Origin of the sequence: Coleofasciculus sp. G3-WIS-01 (assembly GCF_040223135.1) — a bacterium.
Taxonomy (GTDB): domain Bacteria; phylum Cyanobacteriota; class Cyanobacteriia; order Cyanobacteriales; family Coleofasciculaceae; genus Coleofasciculus.
This window is the reverse complement of the sequence record NZ_JAVJZI010000012.1, coordinates 26,853-42,340: the sequence shown is the minus strand read 5'-3', so window position 1 is coordinate 42,340 and position 15,488 is coordinate 26,853. Positions and strand designations below refer to the sequence as shown.

18 protein-coding genes and 1 tRNA gene are annotated in these 15,488 nt (G+C 46.1%); 16 read left to right on the top strand and 3 right to left on the bottom strand.

What is annotated here, in order from left to right; translation table 11 throughout:
* Positions 1–100: 100 nt before the first annotated feature.
* From RIM23_RS00875 to RIM23_RS00840, 8 genes are all read left to right on the top strand, one after another.
* On the top strand, positions 101–1,453 hold the full coding sequence (locus RIM23_RS00875) for a hypothetical protein (RefSeq protein ID WP_446363628.1): 1,353 nt from the start codon (positions 101–103) through the stop codon (positions 1,451–1,453).
* 179 nt (positions 1,454–1,632) lie between these two features.
* Positions 1,633–2,394 carry a PspA/IM30 family protein gene (locus RIM23_RS00870; RefSeq protein WP_446363626.1) on the top strand — a complete coding sequence of 254 codons (762 nt, stop codon included), beginning with the start codon at positions 1,633–1,635 and terminating at the stop codon, positions 2,392–2,394.
* A gap of 284 nt (positions 2,395–2,678) precedes the next feature.
* Positions 2,679–3,458 carry a PspA/IM30 family protein gene (locus RIM23_RS00865; protein ID WP_446363624.1) on the top strand — a complete coding sequence of 260 codons (780 nt, stop codon included), beginning with the start codon at positions 2,679–2,681 and terminating at the stop codon, positions 3,456–3,458.
* A gap of 125 nt (positions 3,459–3,583) precedes the next feature.
* Positions 3,584–3,913, top strand: a complete 330-nt coding sequence (trxA, locus tag RIM23_RS00860; protein ID WP_446363622.1) for a thioredoxin — start codon at positions 3,584–3,586, stop codon at positions 3,911–3,913.
* A gap of 211 nt (positions 3,914–4,124) precedes the next feature.
* Positions 4,125–5,327 (top strand): LL-diaminopimelate aminotransferase, encoded by a 1,203-nt coding sequence (locus tag RIM23_RS00855; RefSeq protein ID WP_446363620.1) that lies wholly within the window; start codon positions 4,125–4,127, stop codon positions 5,325–5,327.
* A gap of 462 nt (positions 5,328–5,789) precedes the next feature.
* Entirely contained in the window at positions 5,790–6,794 is a 1,005-nt protein-coding gene (locus tag RIM23_RS00850; RefSeq protein WP_446363618.1) for an NF038130 family PEP-CTERM protein, read from the top strand.
* Between the two features lie 202 nt (positions 6,795–6,996).
* Positions 6,997–7,740: a PEP-CTERM sorting domain-containing protein gene (locus tag RIM23_RS00845; RefSeq protein ID WP_446363616.1), complete on the top strand. Its 744-nt coding sequence runs from the start codon at positions 6,997–6,999 to the stop codon at positions 7,738–7,740.
* Between the two features lie 200 nt (positions 7,741–7,940).
* Positions 7,941–8,846 (top strand): PEP-CTERM sorting domain-containing protein, encoded by a 906-nt coding sequence (locus tag RIM23_RS00840; protein WP_446363614.1) that lies wholly within the window; start codon positions 7,941–7,943, stop codon positions 8,844–8,846.
* Between the two features lie 122 nt (positions 8,847–8,968).
* On the opposite strand, the gene RIM23_RS00835 is transcribed toward RIM23_RS00840, so the two are convergent.
* The gene (locus RIM23_RS00835) at positions 8,969–9,382 is read right to left on the bottom strand and encodes a fasciclin domain-containing protein (protein ID WP_446363612.1); all 414 of its coding nucleotides are present in this window, start codon (positions 9,380–9,382) and stop codon (positions 8,969–8,971) included.
* Positions 9,383–9,463: 81 nt separating this feature from the next.
* The gene (locus RIM23_RS00830; protein WP_446363610.1) at positions 9,464–10,735 is read right to left on the bottom strand and encodes a lipid-A-disaccharide synthase-related protein; all 1,272 of its coding nucleotides are present in this window, start codon (positions 10,733–10,735) and stop codon (positions 9,464–9,466) included.
* A 169-nt stretch (positions 10,736–10,904) separates the two neighbouring features.
* Here RIM23_RS00830 and RIM23_RS00825 point away from each other — a divergent pair, with 169 nt between their 5' ends.
* The 8 genes from RIM23_RS00825 to coaBC all read left to right on the top strand — a co-directional run bounded on the left by RIM23_RS00825 (position 10,905) and on the right by coaBC (position 14,603).
* Positions 10,905–11,120, top strand: a complete 216-nt coding sequence (locus RIM23_RS00825; RefSeq protein ID WP_446363608.1) for a hypothetical protein — start codon at positions 10,905–10,907, stop codon at positions 11,118–11,120.
* Positions 11,104–11,286 (top strand): hypothetical protein, encoded by a 183-nt coding sequence (locus tag RIM23_RS00820; RefSeq protein WP_446363606.1) that lies wholly within the window; start codon positions 11,104–11,106, stop codon positions 11,284–11,286. Before RIM23_RS00825 ends, RIM23_RS00820 begins: the two co-directional genes overlap by 17 nt.
* A 12-nt stretch (positions 11,287–11,298) precedes the next feature.
* Positions 11,299–11,448 (top strand): hypothetical protein, encoded by a 150-nt coding sequence (locus RIM23_RS00815; RefSeq protein WP_446363604.1) that lies wholly within the window; start codon positions 11,299–11,301, stop codon positions 11,446–11,448.
* Positions 11,449–11,806: 358 nt separating this feature from the next.
* Complete coding sequence (locus RIM23_RS00810) at positions 11,807–12,223, top strand: hypothetical protein (RefSeq protein ID WP_446363688.1); 417 nt, start codon at positions 11,807–11,809, stop codon at positions 12,221–12,223.
* A gap of 155 nt (positions 12,224–12,378) precedes the next feature.
* Complete coding sequence (locus tag RIM23_RS00805) at positions 12,379–12,750, top strand: DUF1818 family protein (protein WP_446363602.1); 372 nt, start codon at positions 12,379–12,381, stop codon at positions 12,748–12,750.
* A gap of 168 nt (positions 12,751–12,918) precedes the next feature.
* Positions 12,919–12,992 (top strand) — tRNA-Pro (locus RIM23_RS00800).
* A gap of 202 nt (positions 12,993–13,194) precedes the next feature.
* Positions 13,195–13,407 carry a protein IsiD gene (gene isiD, locus RIM23_RS00795; RefSeq protein ID WP_446335130.1) on the top strand — a complete coding sequence of 71 codons (213 nt, stop codon included), beginning with the start codon at positions 13,195–13,197 and terminating at the stop codon, positions 13,405–13,407.
* Complete coding sequence (gene coaBC / locus RIM23_RS00790; protein WP_446363600.1) at positions 13,404–14,603, top strand: bifunctional phosphopantothenoylcysteine decarboxylase/phosphopantothenate--cysteine ligase CoaBC; 1,200 nt, start codon at positions 13,404–13,406, stop codon at positions 14,601–14,603. The genes isiD and coaBC overlap by 4 nt, the downstream gene beginning before the upstream one ends.
* 108 nt (positions 14,604–14,711) lie before the next feature.
* Here coaBC and RIM23_RS00785 read toward each other — a convergent pair whose 3' ends face one another.
* On the bottom strand, positions 14,712–15,479 hold the full coding sequence (locus RIM23_RS00785) for a response regulator (RefSeq protein WP_446363598.1): 768 nt from the start codon (positions 15,477–15,479) through the stop codon (positions 14,712–14,714).
* Between the last annotated feature and the right edge of the window lie 9 nt (positions 15,480–15,488).

Genomic DNA, 15,488 nt, shown 5'->3' with positions numbered 1-15,488 from the left:
ATACAGCTATCCTAAACCAACAGTATCCTGAGCTATTGCATTCGTCCTCACCCAGATAGTGCCTCACTCAAGCCAGTCGGATTAAACGGAAGTTCCCTTCATGAGCCAGAAAACCCCAGCTAAATCATCAACTCCTTCCTCCCCCCTGTCGATTAACCCTGCTTTGCAGACGGCTTTAGGAAGCCTAGACGTGCAACTCGAAGCCGAATTAGCCCGCTATCGACGCCAAAGTCAGGGACGTTCTGTCACATCTCTCCAACTACCGGGACATTACCCCCGACACAAACCCGCAGTAAATCAGCTTGAGCCAACAACAGCATCTCCTATTTCTATCGCCCCAGCCGCTCCGCCGAGTCCTCCCGTAGACATAAATCAGCAATCCGCTCCAACGGGGGGTTCTCCAAAACCAGAAAAGAGGGAATCCACAGAGACTGAACCCACTCCCCCCCTGTTTCCCCCCCTACCTAGCCAGGAAGCGCCCTTGGCGACGACTCAGGAGCCAACCCCTACTGACTTCCCAAACCTAGAGGAATCCCTAGAAAGGCAGGGAAAATTAGTCGTCCCGACAACCGAGCAGTCTCAGCCAGAAGACTATTTAGAATCATCAGAAAAACTACGGCAAACTTTAGCCGAACAAGAAACAACGAAGGATTCTCAAAAACCCTTAACGAATAGAATCCTCACTCCCCTCGGTGTCGGTTCGATTTTACTATTGCTGGTTTCTAGTGCTACATTGACCTATATTTTTCGGACTAGCCTAGGAATTGACCGTTTCTTGGAGACTGAGACACCCACGACGGCTGAGAATTCCGCAGCGACAACCGTTAACCGGGAAAATGAATTACTCGGCGTAAATAGACCTAATCTCGCCAGTGATGAATTCTCAGAATCTATTAATATATACAACCTCAGTGAACTCCAAGCTAGTCCAACACCCAATCCAATTTCACCCATCGCCCCCATCCCCAATTCACCTCCCCCAGAAGCGGCTCCACCGACGGCTTCAGTATTTCCTTTACCCCAGTTACCGAATCCGGCTTCAAATTTACCAGCCGCCCTTTTACCCCCTCCTACCCCACTAAGAACCGCCCCTCAGACGACTACGCCATCGGTGACACCAAATTCTTCACCCGCTCAACCTGAATCATCGACTAACAAGTCTTCAGAACAGGCGAATAAATCCACACCAACTCCATCAACCCCGACTTCGGCTGCACCGAATTCAAACAACGCCAACTCAAACCTGAGTAAGGGTTTTTACTACGTGCTGATTAACTCCAACGATAGTAGCGTGTTGGAGAAAGCCCAAACTATCGTCCCTGACGCCTACGTGGTGAATGTACCCGCAGGGACAAGAATTGCTATGGGCGCTTTTAAACGGGAGTCAGAAGCCAAAACCCTGGTCGAGGAACTTAAGCAACAGGGACTTTCTGCATCGATTTATAACCCTTAGTAACTGGGGAACTCTTAACAGGGAACAGGGAATGACAACAGACAAATGACAATGGAGATCGGCTAGGGAATTGATGGAGCGCATTGGCAATAGAGAATGACATAAGACATAAGACCAACAAGCCTGAGATACCATAGTGATAAAGTTTTCCCTACCCCTAACCACAATGGAGAGCTGCTATGGGATTGATTGAGCGCATCGGGCGAGTGATTCGCGCCAACCTAAATAGCCTGATTGGACAAGCCGAAGATCCAGAGAAAATTCTGGAACAAGCTGTAGACGATATGCAGCAGGATTTAATCCAGATGCGGCAGGCTGTCGCCCAAGCGATCGCGTCCCAAAAACGTACAGAACGCCAAGCCTCCCAAGCTGAATCGACGGCACAAGAATGGTACAAACGCGCTCAACTGGCACTGTCAAAAGGGGACGATAATTTGGCACGAGAAGCCCTAACTCGACGACAAACTCATCAGCAAACGGCTCAAGCTCTACAAGCACAACTGGGGCAGCAACGCGAGATTGTCAATAAACTTAAAAAAGATATGCTGACTCTAGAGCGTAAAATCTCGGAGGCAAAAACGAAAAAAGACCTTTATATTGCCAGAGCGCGTTCGGCTCAAGCCTCAGAGAGAATTAACCAGATGCTGGGAAATCACAACACAGGCGGTAGCCTGAGTGCCTTTGAGCGCATGGAAGACAGAGTACATGAACTAGAAGCGCGATCAGAGGCGATCGCAGAACTCTCTAGTGGCGATGAACTAGAAAAGAAATTTAATTCCCTAGAAAGTGGCAATGTGGATATGGAATTAGCTTCGATGAAAGCCAACCTAGGTGGCACAACGGAATCAGCAAAATTACCCTCCTCTCAAGCCCCATCGGGTAGCAGTGCGGAGATTGAGGCAGAATTGGAAAAACTGCGTTGGGATCTGGATAAATCCTAATTGGCGCGTCAACAACCTTTTTAGGCGGCGTGGTGAGGAATCACCGCCCTAAAAGTGCGGTGAGGATGTCAAGAGCTAGCAATATTGGGCTGGAAGTTTTTACACTAGATGAAAAGCCTCCTGTCTGAATACCATTGGTTATGAGTGTTTCGATTCCATTAACGCAGTGCTTTCTCCAAAAGGCAGGAGAGCCTCTATTCCATAAAGTTGACCCCTAAGCAGATTCCCAACCGTAGAGCCTGCTTGATACTTAGTTTGTACATTCCGAGAGGATAAACAGCGTCATGGGACTATTTGATCGCCTGAGCCGAGTTGTCAGAGCTAATCTCAATGATATGGTTAGCAAGGCTGAAGACCCAGAAAAAATTCTGGAGCAAGCCATTATTGACATGCAAGAAGATCTGTTACAACTGCGCCAAGCCGTTGCCCGATCAATTGCTACGCAAAAACGTACCGAGCAACAATACAATAAAAACCAATCCGAAGCCAATACCTGGCAGCAACGTGCCCAACTTGCCCTGCAAAAAGGGGATGAAAACCTAGCCCGGGAAGCACTCCAGCGCAAGAAAACAGTCGCTGAGACAGCCAATGTACTAAAAGGTCAGCTAGATCAGCAAACAGTTCAAGTACAAACCCTCAAGCGTAACCTAATTGCCTTGGAAAGCAAAATTTCTGAGGCGAAGACCAAGAAAGATATGCTCAAGGCACGGGTGAGTGCTGCTCAGGCAAATGAGCAGTTACAAAGTACCATTGGTCGTTTGGGAACTAGCTCAGCGATGGGGGCATTTGAGCGGATGGAAGACAAAGTGCTGGAACTTGAAGCCCGTTCCCAAGCGGCTCATGAGTTGGGTGGTGCTGACTTAGAAAATCAATTTGCCGCCCTCGAATCGGGCAGTGATGTTGATGATGAGTTGACAGCAATGAAAGCCCAGTTAGCCGGAGGCTCCGTCTCCCAGCCAGTTTTAGAAGGTGCATCAGAGCCCAAAACCGACTCGGGTACTGCTCCAAAATCAGAAGTTGACGACGAATTGGAACAACTGCGAAAGCAAATCGACAATTTGTAAGCATCAGCCGTCGATCAGCCCGATCGCGGCTACCCCAGATCTGGGTAGACTACCGACTCGTGTAGGGACGTTGCATGCAACGTCTCTACATAATAAAGTAGTCATTTGTGTTTATGGAGGGTGTTGTGAGCAAAGTACTTGAGATTACCGATCAGGAATTTGAAACCGAAGTTTTAAAAGCCGACAAGCCAGTGCTAGTTTATCTGTGGGCAAGTTGGTGTGGCCCTTGCCGCCTCGTCTCGCCCTCGGTAAGTTGGATTGCGGAGAATTATAGCGATCGCCTGAAAGTGACTAAGATGGAAGTTGATCCAAATCCCATTACTGTGAAACAGTATCACGTTGAAGGAGTCCCCGCACTCTTACTCTTTAAAAATGGAGAGGTTACCCAATCCTACGAAGGTGCTATTGGTAAGCAAAAGTTGCAAGAAATGATCGACAAGAGTTTTGAGTCTTGAAGGGGGTAGGGGCGGGTTTCACCATTATCATTTTTTGCCGCCAAAATGTCACTAAACCCGCCCCGTCTGAATTACAAATTAGGATTTTAAATTCCCTATTCTCTAACGAATTATTGAAGGGCGGGTTTAGTCCAGTTATTGGTTTGTGGCAAAATGTTATCTATCAAACGTGCCCCTACACCTCGGCTTCCCCAAGTCAACTAACTAAACCATGCAGTTTGCTCAACGTTTACAACCCCTGCAAGCCAATGTGTTTGCCGATATGGATCAGGCGAAGGCAAAAGCTAAAGCCTTGGGTCAAGATATTATTGACCTATCCTTAGGGTCTTCTGATTTATCGGCATCTGATCATGTCGTTGCTGCTATTGAAACCTCGCTACATGACCCTAGCACTCATGGTTACTTACTGTTTCATGGTACGCAAGGGTTTCGTCAGGCTGTAGCGAATTGGTATAGCCAACGATTTGGTATTCCAGTGAACCCAGAAACGGAGGTTCTGCCTCTGATTGGTTCCCAAGAAGGAACAGCGCATTTACCCTTAGCGATTCTCAACCCCGGTGATTTTGCCTTATTGCTTGATCCAGGTTATCCGTCTCATGCGGGTGGGGTTTACTTGGCGGGGGGTCAAATCTATCCTATGCCTCTGTTGGCAGAAAATCAGTTTTTACCTGTTTTTGAAGAGATTCCCGCCTCTGTCCTTGCCCAAGCTAGGATGATGGTGTTGAGCTATCCTCATAATCCCACAAGCGCGATCGCACCGTTATCCTTTTTCCAGCAAGCGGTTGCTTTTTGCCGCCATCATGACTTGGTTCTGGTTCACGATTTCCCTTATGCTGACTTGGTATTTTCCCAAAACGGTACAGCACCTGCCAATCTTAATGCCCTAGCACCCTCAATTCTGCAAGCTGACCCCCATAAAGAGATCTCGATTGAATTTTTTACCTTTTCTAAATCCTATAATATGGGCGGCTTTCGCATTGGTTATGCGATCGGAAATGCTCAACTGATTAAGGCGTTGCGCCAAATCAAGGCGGTGGTGGATTTTAACCAGTACCGAGGAATTTTAAACGGTGCGATCGCGGCGTTGCAAGGGAAGCAAGATGGTGTTCAAACCATGGTGGCTACGTTTCAGAAACGGCGGGATGCGTTTGTGCAAGCTTTACACCATATCGGTTGGCAGGTGCCGCTTCCCCAAGCAACTATGTATGTCTGGGCAAAATTACCCGAACCCTGGGAGCACAATTCGATCCAATTTTGCACCCAGTTAGTTGAGCAAACCGGAGTGGCGGCATCCCCTGGAGCCGGTTTTGGCAAGGCTGGTGAAGGATATGTGCGTTTTGCTTTGGTGCGGGAACCTGATTTTTTAGAAACAGCCGTGCAGCGAATCGCCGAATTTATGCGATCGCATCAGTAGGTTGGTGGAAATAAACCCAACTATATTAAGTTATGTAAACAGTCCTCAAACCCGCCAAACGCCAGAGCCAAAAATCTTAAGTCAACCCCATTCGATGACAGTATAACTTTGGTAACCAAACCCCTACTTCGGTGGAAACATACCATTGGTTTACATAATGTTACCAAAGTTATACAGGTTGATAGATTATTTTATATATATTTAATTAAATGGTTATTAACATATATAAAACAAAATGGCTACAACTTCATCGAAACTTTATCGATTTTTGGCGAAACTTCATGTAAACTTTAAAAAGAGGCAAGGAAATTTGTGTACAAGCGATGAAAGCTCAAGGGCTAAAGACATCGCCTGTCAAGGGATGACCAGAGGTTATTAGAGCCAAAAGAGGGTTAGCCAAAGCTTAACCCTGTCTATGTGCTGTAAAGAAGGCTCAACCTATAAAGTCACGGAGATACTGCAATGAAAACTAATATCCAGAAACTGCTCGTCGGGGCATCCGTTGCCATGGGTGTCAGTGCGATCGCCACCAATCCTGCGTTGGCGGCATCTCTGACTAACCCTAAAGTGACTGGCGTGAAGGGAGTGGACTATTTGATCTACGAATACGTCCCTAATCCAGATCTGACAGCGACCACGGATTTTACAAAACTCAACAACGATGCAGATTTGGAAACAGTCCTGCAAGGAAGTTGCTCGGTTGGAGGAGCGTTTATTCCCAGCAATAGTTGTAAAAAAGGTGAACCGGGGGGCAATGTTGAATTATTTGCCAATAGTGAACGACTATCCCTTGATGAATTTTTGAATTACAACACGGTTACTAGCTTAACGGGTGATATTGGGGACAAAAGCATTACCCTGAGCAGTTTGACGGCAACGGATTGGTTTGGGGAAGACCTAAATACTAGCTATAAAGCCAAGAATTTGGCGAATGAGTGGTTTGAGGCGGCTTTAGGATTCTATGGCATCGATGATCAACTGCTAGGGTTCGCGAACATGCTGATACCCACAATTCCCAATAATAAAGCGAGTCTTTTTAACGAATTCCGGGATAAGGGCGGATTTCAACGATTCAGCGATCCAAATATTGCCTACATTGACATGAATGATACGACGGGATCTCTAGAAGTTGGGCTAGCGGGGCACTTTAATGCCGTTGACCTAATCTTTGACGGTTTAACCGATCAACAGAAAAATTTGTTGTCGGTTTTCTTGCAAGGGAAACCTGTACAGGCGGCTGAACTCGTCAAGATTGACTACGACGGAGAGACTTCGTATCATTATAGCTTCAGCGCCGCCGAATCTGGGTTAATTGAGCAGGGGGATATGATCTCTCATACAGGGCTCTATGATCCTGAGCTACCGACTAATGTAGAAGTGGAAAAAGTCCCTGAACCCTCCTTTATCCTCGGAAGCCTATTGGCGGCTGGTGGAATGTTTGCCGCCAAGGGCAAGCAGAAAAAATAGTTAATCTCAAATCGTAACATTTGTATCGTATCTGGGGGGAGTTAAGTCCCTCCTTTTTTTGTGCGATCGCCTCCCCACGACGTAACGATCCAGAAACTTCATCAAAACTTCATATAAACTTCACGGTTCCTTTACCTGATCCGGTATAAACATCTCATAGATTAAGAGGGAACTCGTACATCCACAATAGAAAAGAATCAATATGACAAGGTTATCCGTGGCGATCATCGGAGCCGGATTTATGGCTCTCGGAGCAGTTAGTGCGGCTCCTGCCGAGGCAGCTCAAGTGACACTTGATACCTGTAGACAACTTCAACTTAACTGTACACGGCTTGATTATAGTGGCACGGTCACTTTGGAATCAGATGTGATTTCACTGTTGAGCAGTGAACTACCCGCTCTTCCGGGTATTGTGTTTAAGGGGAACCAAGCTACAGCCACTTTAGAACAGAGTATCATCATTGATAATCTCAGTGGTCGATTACATGACTCAGGTGATACTGAATTAACCCTTCCCCTGAGCGACGCCCAAAACTATTCGGATAAAGTCTTTTCTGGTTTATTTTCCAAATTTTTAAACTTTCTTTCTCTCAATTCTATTAACATTGACGGAAAAGTTTTGGACATTCAGGAAAACCCACTGTCAAGTTTTCGTATCTCTTACAGTAAGGTTACCGATCAAGTTATTATCGGTGGTTATGACTATAATCGTATTAAACCTTGTCTGAATGGTATCTGTCTGATCAATGGTGCAGGTTCCATTAAGACTAATGTTGCGGGGGGTTCATCATCGGTTAGTACCAATGTGATCTTTAATGTTACCCAAACAGCGACCCCTCTAGACCCTCCATCTGTACCCTCTGCTCCAGAACCCTCCTTTTTACTAGGAAGTTTATTAGCTGGGGGAGGTTTGTTGAACGCCAAACGTAAGCAGAAAAAAAAGTAAATATTTCATCCTATAAATTTAGCTGGCATTTAAGAGAGCTAAATAGCTCTTTTTCTGTACTTAAACTAACACTAACTTGATTGACCTGAAGATTCATCAAAACTTTACATGCACTAACCTTAACTTTACAGAAATAAGTTGTTACATCCTATAGATTAAGAAGGAACACGTACATCTAAGCAGGAGATTAAAAAATCGACATGAACAAGTTATCCATGGCAATTGCTGGAGCCGGATTTATGGCTATCGGTGTGGTAGGAATGACTCCCGCTGAGGCAGCTAGCTTGACACAAATAGACTCTTCTGGATCTGTGGCTTTTCAGGTAAAGGTTGATCCATTTGTATCAAGGTTCTTACCACCAGAGTTTCAGAAGCTAATTGATCAGCCACAAAGGGTAGATTTCGAGAGTACAATCATTGTCGATAATGCCCATGGTCGGTTATCTGATGCAGAAGATGAAGAGTTAACTTTTGGTCTTACTCATGTTGAGGACTATTTGGAGGAACTCCTACCTAGTTTCCTTTTACCATTTATCAATCTGCAGGGTTCTATTCTAGATTCCCAGAACAATTTGCTATCTGAGTTTGATATCTTTTTCCGGGATAATGAAATTGTTGCAGGTAACTATAATTATGGTGATATCCAAGGCTGTCTAGAGAGTACCTGTAGGATTCTGTTTGACGGTAGTACCACCGCCTCTGTACTTTTCCCTGGCGATGTTAATCTGAGCGTAAGTGGCGGTTTTACCCAAACAGCAATGTCTATTGTTGATGACGGTTCTGTAGATCCAGGTTTAGTATCTTTAGAAACTTCAATCACTCCAATTGGCTCTTTACCTGAACCGATCGCTTTGTTACCTGTTGATTTTGAAGCCGAACCACCTGTTGCTGAACAACCCTCTCCTGAACCCCCTGTTGGAGAAGCACCTTCTGAACCCTCTCCTGATCCTGAACCCCCTGTTGCCGAAGAACCGCCTACAGCTGCACCAGAAGAATTTGGTGACGAATCTGATATCGCATCTGTACCAGAACCTACCACATTATTAGGGCTATTTGGCTTGGGTGGTTTCTTGGCTGCAAAACGTAAGCGAATGAAAGCAGATTAGGGCGGCTTACCACCACTAATAACAACTGAAAATATTGAGAGGATACCCAAAACTTTACTGAGGAATAGTTTTGGGTTTAAAACTAACAAATTAGTGACTGAGTACGTAACATCAAAAAAAAATTAACTGGACATTATTGCGGGCATCAAGATTGAGTCAATCACATGAATGACACCGTTATCCGCCAAGATATCTGGTTTAACCACAATAGCTTGATTCACTTTATAACCACTGGATGTATCAATCACTAATATTGAACCTTCCAGAGTTGGCACTTCTTGTAACTCTAGCAGGTTATCGGTTCTGACATCTCCGGAGACAACATGATAGGTAAGAATTTTCTTGAGTTTGGGAATATCCTGCAATAGAGTGTCTAAGGTTCCCTCTGGCAGTTTAGCAAATGCCTCATCGACAGGTGCAAAAACGGTGTAGGGACCAGGACTCTTGAGGATATCGACTAAATTGGCAGCCTCAACCGCCTTGACTAGGGTGTTGAACGAACCAGCGTTGATGGCAGTCTCGACGAGATTGGGCATGAGTTTTATCGTGTTTTTAGTGCATCTCCTGTTCAGGGATACAATAGTTTCTCTGAAACTCACATCTTTCAAAGGTTAGAATTATCTCTCAAATCGTGCCATCAAACAATCGGCAATGCGCCGCGCTGCACCAGATTGACCCATACGACGGGGACCATTTTCGGCAATCAGTTGCAAGCGATCAGGATCTCGTAACAACTTTTGTAGGACTTGGACAACTCGCTCCGGTTGTTCGACTAAAATTAAGGATGGTCCTAATAGTCGCGTTTGCGCTTCGGCAAAAGCCGGGGTGTATTGAGGACCTGTTCCAGGAATCGCGATCGCAGGTTTTCCTAATCCGACAAATTGTTCGGTTGCGGTTCCTGCCATGGCAATGCAGCAGTCTGCTTTGAGCAGGCAAAGGTTATAATCTTCTTGGGTTAGTACCAATGTGCCATTCTTTTGGGTAAACGCGATCGCGGTTGGGTCATTTAACTTCAGGTTCACCTCGATGTCTTCTATAGGCTGCTGACGCCATCCATACCCGGTCAAGGTTTCTTGTAGGGGTTCAAGACTTAAAGCCGATGCGATCGCGCCGAGAAACACCACAGATCGTTCCTGGTAAGCATCTAATAACCCATTCGCAGCTAGGGCGATTTTCTGCCAATTCTGGTATGCCTCTGGCATTCTCGAACCGGGCAATAAGGTAACCACCAAAGGACGCTGCATCTCTTTTCGTTCAGCATCAAGTTCATAGAATATCGGTTCTGGCTGTTCCGGTTCAATCCCATCCATCATTGGGTTCCCTAAATCCAACGCCGGAATTGACCATTTTTGCAAAATTTCTGTCGTTAGTTTATCTCTAGGAAACACCGCCTTGCAGCGCTTGCGACTCATCAACCAACGTTCCCACGGCAAATACACAGAACCGGACCATCCTTCCCGGCGCTGACGATTCGGTAACCATCCCGCTTCATCCCGCAGATAATACTCCGATTTAGCCGTCCCGACAAAGGCGTAGGGGGCGTCACTCAACCAGGCAAACAAAAGTGGTACAATATCCCCCACCGCTAAAATAACCCCTCCCCGTTTAGCCCAACGGCGAACAGCTTTCAATTGCGCCCATGTCAATTGCAGCAAACCACTCTGCACATCCCGCCGCAGGTGACGCCCTTCCATATAGATAAAACCACCAGAGGGCATTGTTTGCACCGGTCCGACAATCGGAATATCCAATTGCCTATAGGCTGCACCTTCACCCACTAACGGCAATGCTGCTAATTCCGGCGCATCTGAGTTAGCGTTGAGTTCCTGTAAAATTCGGACAGCAATGACATCTTCTCCGTGACCGTTGCTGATGCACAGCAGTTGCATAGTTGATAATGGGTGCTAAATGCTAATTATAAATCTATCTTAAGGAACAGGGAACAGGGAATAGTTTTTAAGGATCGAGGGTTTTGATCTGGAAAATAATTATTCTATTTTCATAAAAAATCTAACCAAGCCGGAAAACCCCCTGAAATTCATCCTCTTCGATACCACGATGCGAGATGGAGAACTCACACCTGGGGTAAAAATGAACATCCAGCCAAAAATCAGGCGGGCTAAATTACTCGAAAGCCTAGGAATAGACGTGATTGAAGTCGGATATCCGGGACAGTATGATAAGGATTTTGATGAAATAGTTACTATTGCTAAACAACTCAAAAAATCAACAATCTGTGGATTAGCCAGTTCTAAACGTGAGGAAATACGATGATTTAGGAAGAGCAGTAGAGAATTCAATAATACCCCAAGTGGTTCTGGATGCGATCGCACTGGCGATTACCGATGACCGAGCCACTGGTAAGGTTTACAATATAGCAGAGGCACAATTTCCAACGGAAGCACAACGGATTAGACGCATTGGGCAAGTGGCTGGATAGAACGGTGAAGTCGTGATTGCGTCGCCATCCCTAATGCCAGACAGTTGGAGTTTGCCCTACAATTTAGAACAGCATTGGGTGGTCGATTCTACCCGCATCCGCCAGGAATTGGGTTATATAGAACCAGTCCTCTTAGCAGAAGCACTCTCAGCGTACCATTGAGTGGGAACAAATTCAGCCGCCTGAAACCGTTTCCTCAGAAGCAGCACCAGAATTGCTGGACTATGACACTGAGGATGCAATCCTGGCTCAATTGGCAGCGATTAGGAGTTTGTAGATAAGCACAACGGCGATTGCGTTAAAACGGGAGTAAACCCCTGCCTTAGTGACAATGAACCAGCCTAAAAATCCAGGTCTGGAGAGTTCCAATCATTACTTGATAGTGAATCATTCGCCTAAATTATCCCCTGACTCAGAAACTCTAAACACAGGGACATCAGGTTCAGGTGTTCCACCAGAACCACCAAAATCATCAATGACATCGGGTTCAGTTGTCCCACCAGAAAAGCCAAAATTATCAATGACTGAAGAATTTTGGTTAGATAATCAGTTATTTGTTGTTGATCCGCGTCGTCGGAATGGTTTAATTATCTATAAACGCTATCACGCCGAATTTGCCGGACCCGGTGCCGCCGTCGGGGGAATATTTGATCATGATTGTCGGCAAGTGATACCTGTGGGGGATATGAAGTTGCTCACTCCAGAATCAGCAGATGAGCGAAAACGAGCTTGTTTGATTCGCCGCCAGTGGGCGCAACTGACTAGACAAATAACCGGTCACCCAGCACCAGCAAAACGCGCCCAGAAGATTCTGAGTCAGTTTGAGGGCTTTTTTGACGGCGAGACAATTGCCAAAATACCTGACGAAGCTTTCGCCCTCTTGGTGGGGGTATTTCCCCATACCGTTCAGATGATCCGAGAGTCGTCGGGGAGGTAATTATTAGTTGATCCGCGTCGCTCGAATACTGGTGTATTCTATGTAAACCTTAGCCATGTTGGTTGGGGTAATCCGAGATTGGTTAGAACAGCAATGAAGTAATCATGATTTAAGTTAAGTTATATAAATGTTCCTCAAACCCTGACCAATGACTAATGACCACGGAACGAATTGTCAAAACTGGATCAGGCTGGCGTCTAGGTTGGAATCCTCAAGCCACTCATTACCAGGGATTGGTAGGTACCGACGAGTGGGCAATCGAGCTGACTCAGGCAGAGTTAGACGATTTTTGTCGATTATTAGCACAGCTAGCTCAAGCTATTGAAGACATCGCTGATGAGTTAGTCGATGAGGAGAAAATCACCTGTGAAGCCGAAAGTGACTTGCTTTGGATGGAAGTCGAAGGCTATCCGTCTGCCTATACGCTACGCTTGATTTTGAACCAGGAACGTCGTTGTGAGGGGAGTTGGCAAGCCTCAGCCGTTCCCGGTTTGCGGCAAGCGGCTCAGTCTCTCAAAGTCTTTTGAGAAGGTTCCAGACGTGGCTATGAATGGAAAAAACACCTGTAGGGGCGACCCGCTTGCTTAAAATACGCCCTCTCTTTAAACCCTTGCGCCTCAAATCCTTGTGCCAGAACGTGTTTCTCTTTAAGTTGTAAAAATGATAGATCTTATGATAATCTAGGAAAGGTTTCGCGGGGCGTAGCGCAGCTTGGTAGCGCACCACTTTGGGGTAGTGGGGGTCGTGGGTTCAAATCCCGCCGCTCCGATCGCAAAAGTTGACCCTAGAGATGTTGTTTATTTCTCTAGGGTTAATTCTTGGGTTTGGGATTCATGATTCAATCCGAAAAACCTTACAAAGCCTTCACAAAAAAAATCCCCAGTTCTGTTGTGGAATGGCGATAATAGAAACGCGGCGGTAATAGTGCTCTCCGCATTGTACATTAATCCGATTCAAGAGAGGCGTGAGCAATGGCAACGTTAACCATGTCCCAGCGTGATTTGTCGGCTTTCACGGAACAGGATGTTACTGAATTAGCTGGACGTTTAGAACGAGACGATTACGACAATGCGTTTGCGGGACTAGATGACTGGCATTTGCTGCGGGCGCTAGCCTTCCAACGTCCAGAGTTAGCAGAACCCTACCTCTACTTGCTAGACCTAGAAGCCTATGATGAAGCGTGAATGAGTCTAGGCGAGTATTGATAGGTATAGGCGGTGGTATCGCCGCCTATAAAGTTTGTCAGGTCATTTCTACTCTGTTTCAGGCTCAGGTGCAAGTTCGGGTTATTCTCACCCAAGCGGCTGAAGAGTTCATCACACCCCTGACAATCTCCACCCTATCGCGCCATCAGGCTTATACCGATCGCCTATTTTGGCAGCCAATTCACGATCGCCCAGTTCATATAGAGTTGGGCGAATGGGCTGATCTATTCGTGATCGCCCCGCTTACCGCTAACACCTTGGGCAAGTTAGCTCACGGTTTAGCCGATAATTTATTAACTAATACCGTTCTCGCCTCCCATTGTCCCATACTCCTTGCCCCAGCAATGAATACGGATATGTGGGAACAGCAGGCGGTACAGCGGAATTGGCAGGAAGTTTTGAGCGATTCTAGGTATCATACCGTAGGACCCGGTGCAGGACGATTGGCGTGCGATCGCGTCGGTGCAGGACGATTGGCAGAACCTAGAGAGATTCTTACTTCCATTCATTCGTTGTTATACACAGGTGGTAAGCGGGATTTAGTCGGGAAAAAGGTTTTAATTAGTACCGGTGGCACCAGAGAACATTTAGACCCCGTGCGCTTCATTGGTAACCCCTCTACGGGTAAAATGGGACTGGCATTGGCACAAGCCGCCAAGGAGCGGGGAGCAATCGTAACATTAGTTCATGCGCCCCTAACTGAACCCATTCCCCCGGATATTCAGGCAGTTTCAGTCGTCAGTGCCGCAGAAATGGCTCAGGTAATGTTAGCGTCTTTCCCAGAAGCAGATCTGGTAATTATGGCAGCCGCCGTAGCTGATGTCAAACCTGCCGATTATGCATCCGAGAAATTACCCAAAGCCCAGCTTCCGACTGCCTTACCTTTAGAACCTGTACCCGATATTTTGGCAGAACTCGGACGGCGTAAACAAACCCATCAACAGTTAATTGGCTTCGCAGCACAAACAGGCGATATTGTCAAGCCTGCTTTAGAAAAATTAAACGCCAAGAATTTAGACGCGATCGCGGCAAATCCCATTGATCTGCCTAATGTAGGATTTGCCAGCGACACGAATCAAGCTATTTTCATTGATAAACAAGGACGTATTGAATCAGTTCAACCGTGCCACAAACTTGAGCTAGCCCACGCCTTATTTGATTTTATAGGTTTGTAGTGGGCACTTTAGTGCCTGAAACTGCCAGCACTTTAGGGAATTTTCGAGAACACCAACAAAGTAGAGACGTAGTATGCTACGTCTCTACAGATGTTAGAAAGACGAGTGTCAATCATTAATGTCTCGCCCTTCGGCAATGATTAAAACAACCCTTCCTTCCTCATCTTTTAACGGTTTAAGCGAAACATCCATGCGAACCATCACGCTTTCCCGCTTCCGAAACTGGATGTCCTGGCGAACCAAATCACCGTCAGCCGCCTTTTTTATCGCCGTTTTCAACCACTGTTGTAGAGATTGACAGTGATTCCAACAATCCAGTTGCCACAGGGGTAAACCTAGCAAATTATCTAATTTATAGCCACTCGAATTTAATGCCGTTTGATTAATATCCACGATCAATCCTTCTGGTGTCAGCAACATCATGGATTGAAAGGTTTGATTAAAAATTCCCCGGAAACGTCGTTCACTGTCCTGGAGTTTTTTGAGAATTTGTCCCCGTTCAATCCCATAGCGAATTGTTTTCACTAATAGGGGAATCGTAATATCATCCTTGAGCAAATAATCTTGCGCTCCATGCGCCATTGCCCCTAGAGCTAATTCTTCGTCGTTATTTCCCGTTAACACAACAATGGGAAGATGGGGAATCGCCTCTCGGAATTCAGTAACGGTGTCTAAGCCATCAGCATCAGGAAGATTCAGGTCTAACAAAACCACATCAATGGGAAGATTAGTACAACTCTCAATTGCATCAGCGAGTCGTTCAACATGATACAGTTGCCATTCGTTCGGATTTAAGCGTGAAAATCGGTGACGCTGCAAGCGAGCATCACTGGGGCTATCCTCCACTAATAGGACATGAATTTGTTGTTTGTCCATAGGACTGGT

Excerpts from the sequence above, each read along its gene's own strand:
- RIM23_RS00810 (WP_446363688.1), top strand. The coding sequence starts at position 11,807 with ATGACTGAAGAATTTTGGTTAGATAATCAGTTATTTGTTGTTGATCCG.
- RIM23_RS00805 (WP_446363602.1), top strand. The coding sequence starts at position 12,379 with ATGACCACGGAACGAATTGTCAAAACTGGATCAGGCTGGCGTCTAGGT.
- RIM23_RS00840 (WP_446363614.1), top strand. The coding sequence starts at position 7,941 with ATGAACAAGTTATCCATGGCAATTGCTGGAGCCGGATTTATGGCTATC.
- RIM23_RS00825 (WP_446363608.1), top strand. The coding sequence starts at position 10,905 with ATGCGAGATGGAGAACTCACACCTGGGGTAAAAATGAACATCCAGCCA.
- RIM23_RS00850 (WP_446363618.1), top strand. The coding sequence starts at position 5,790 with ATGAAAACTAATATCCAGAAACTGCTCGTCGGGGCATCCGTTGCCATG.
- RIM23_RS00865 (WP_446363624.1), top strand. The coding sequence starts at position 2,679 with ATGGGACTATTTGATCGCCTGAGCCGAGTTGTCAGAGCTAATCTCAAT.
- RIM23_RS00875 (WP_446363628.1), top strand. The coding sequence starts at position 101 with ATGAGCCAGAAAACCCCAGCTAAATCATCAACTCCTTCCTCCCCCCTG.
- RIM23_RS00835 (WP_446363612.1), bottom strand. The coding sequence starts at position 9,382 with ATGCCCAATCTCGTCGAGACTGCCATCAACGCTGGTTCGTTCAACACC.
- RIM23_RS00845 (WP_446363616.1), top strand. The coding sequence starts at position 6,997 with ATGACAAGGTTATCCGTGGCGATCATCGGAGCCGGATTTATGGCTCTC.
- isiD (WP_446335130.1), top strand. The coding sequence starts at position 13,195 with ATGGCAACGTTAACCATGTCCCAGCGTGATTTGTCGGCTTTCACGGAA.
- RIM23_RS00785 (WP_446363598.1), bottom strand. The coding sequence starts at position 15,479 with ATGGACAAACAACAAATTCATGTCCTATTAGTGGAGGATAGCCCCAGT.
- RIM23_RS00870 (WP_446363626.1), top strand. The coding sequence starts at position 1,633 with ATGGGATTGATTGAGCGCATCGGGCGAGTGATTCGCGCCAACCTAAAT.
- RIM23_RS00830 (WP_446363610.1), bottom strand. The coding sequence starts at position 10,735 with ATGCAACTGCTGTGCATCAGCAACGGTCACGGAGAAGATGTCATTGCT.
- RIM23_RS00855 (WP_446363620.1), top strand. The coding sequence starts at position 4,125 with ATGCAGTTTGCTCAACGTTTACAACCCCTGCAAGCCAATGTGTTTGCC.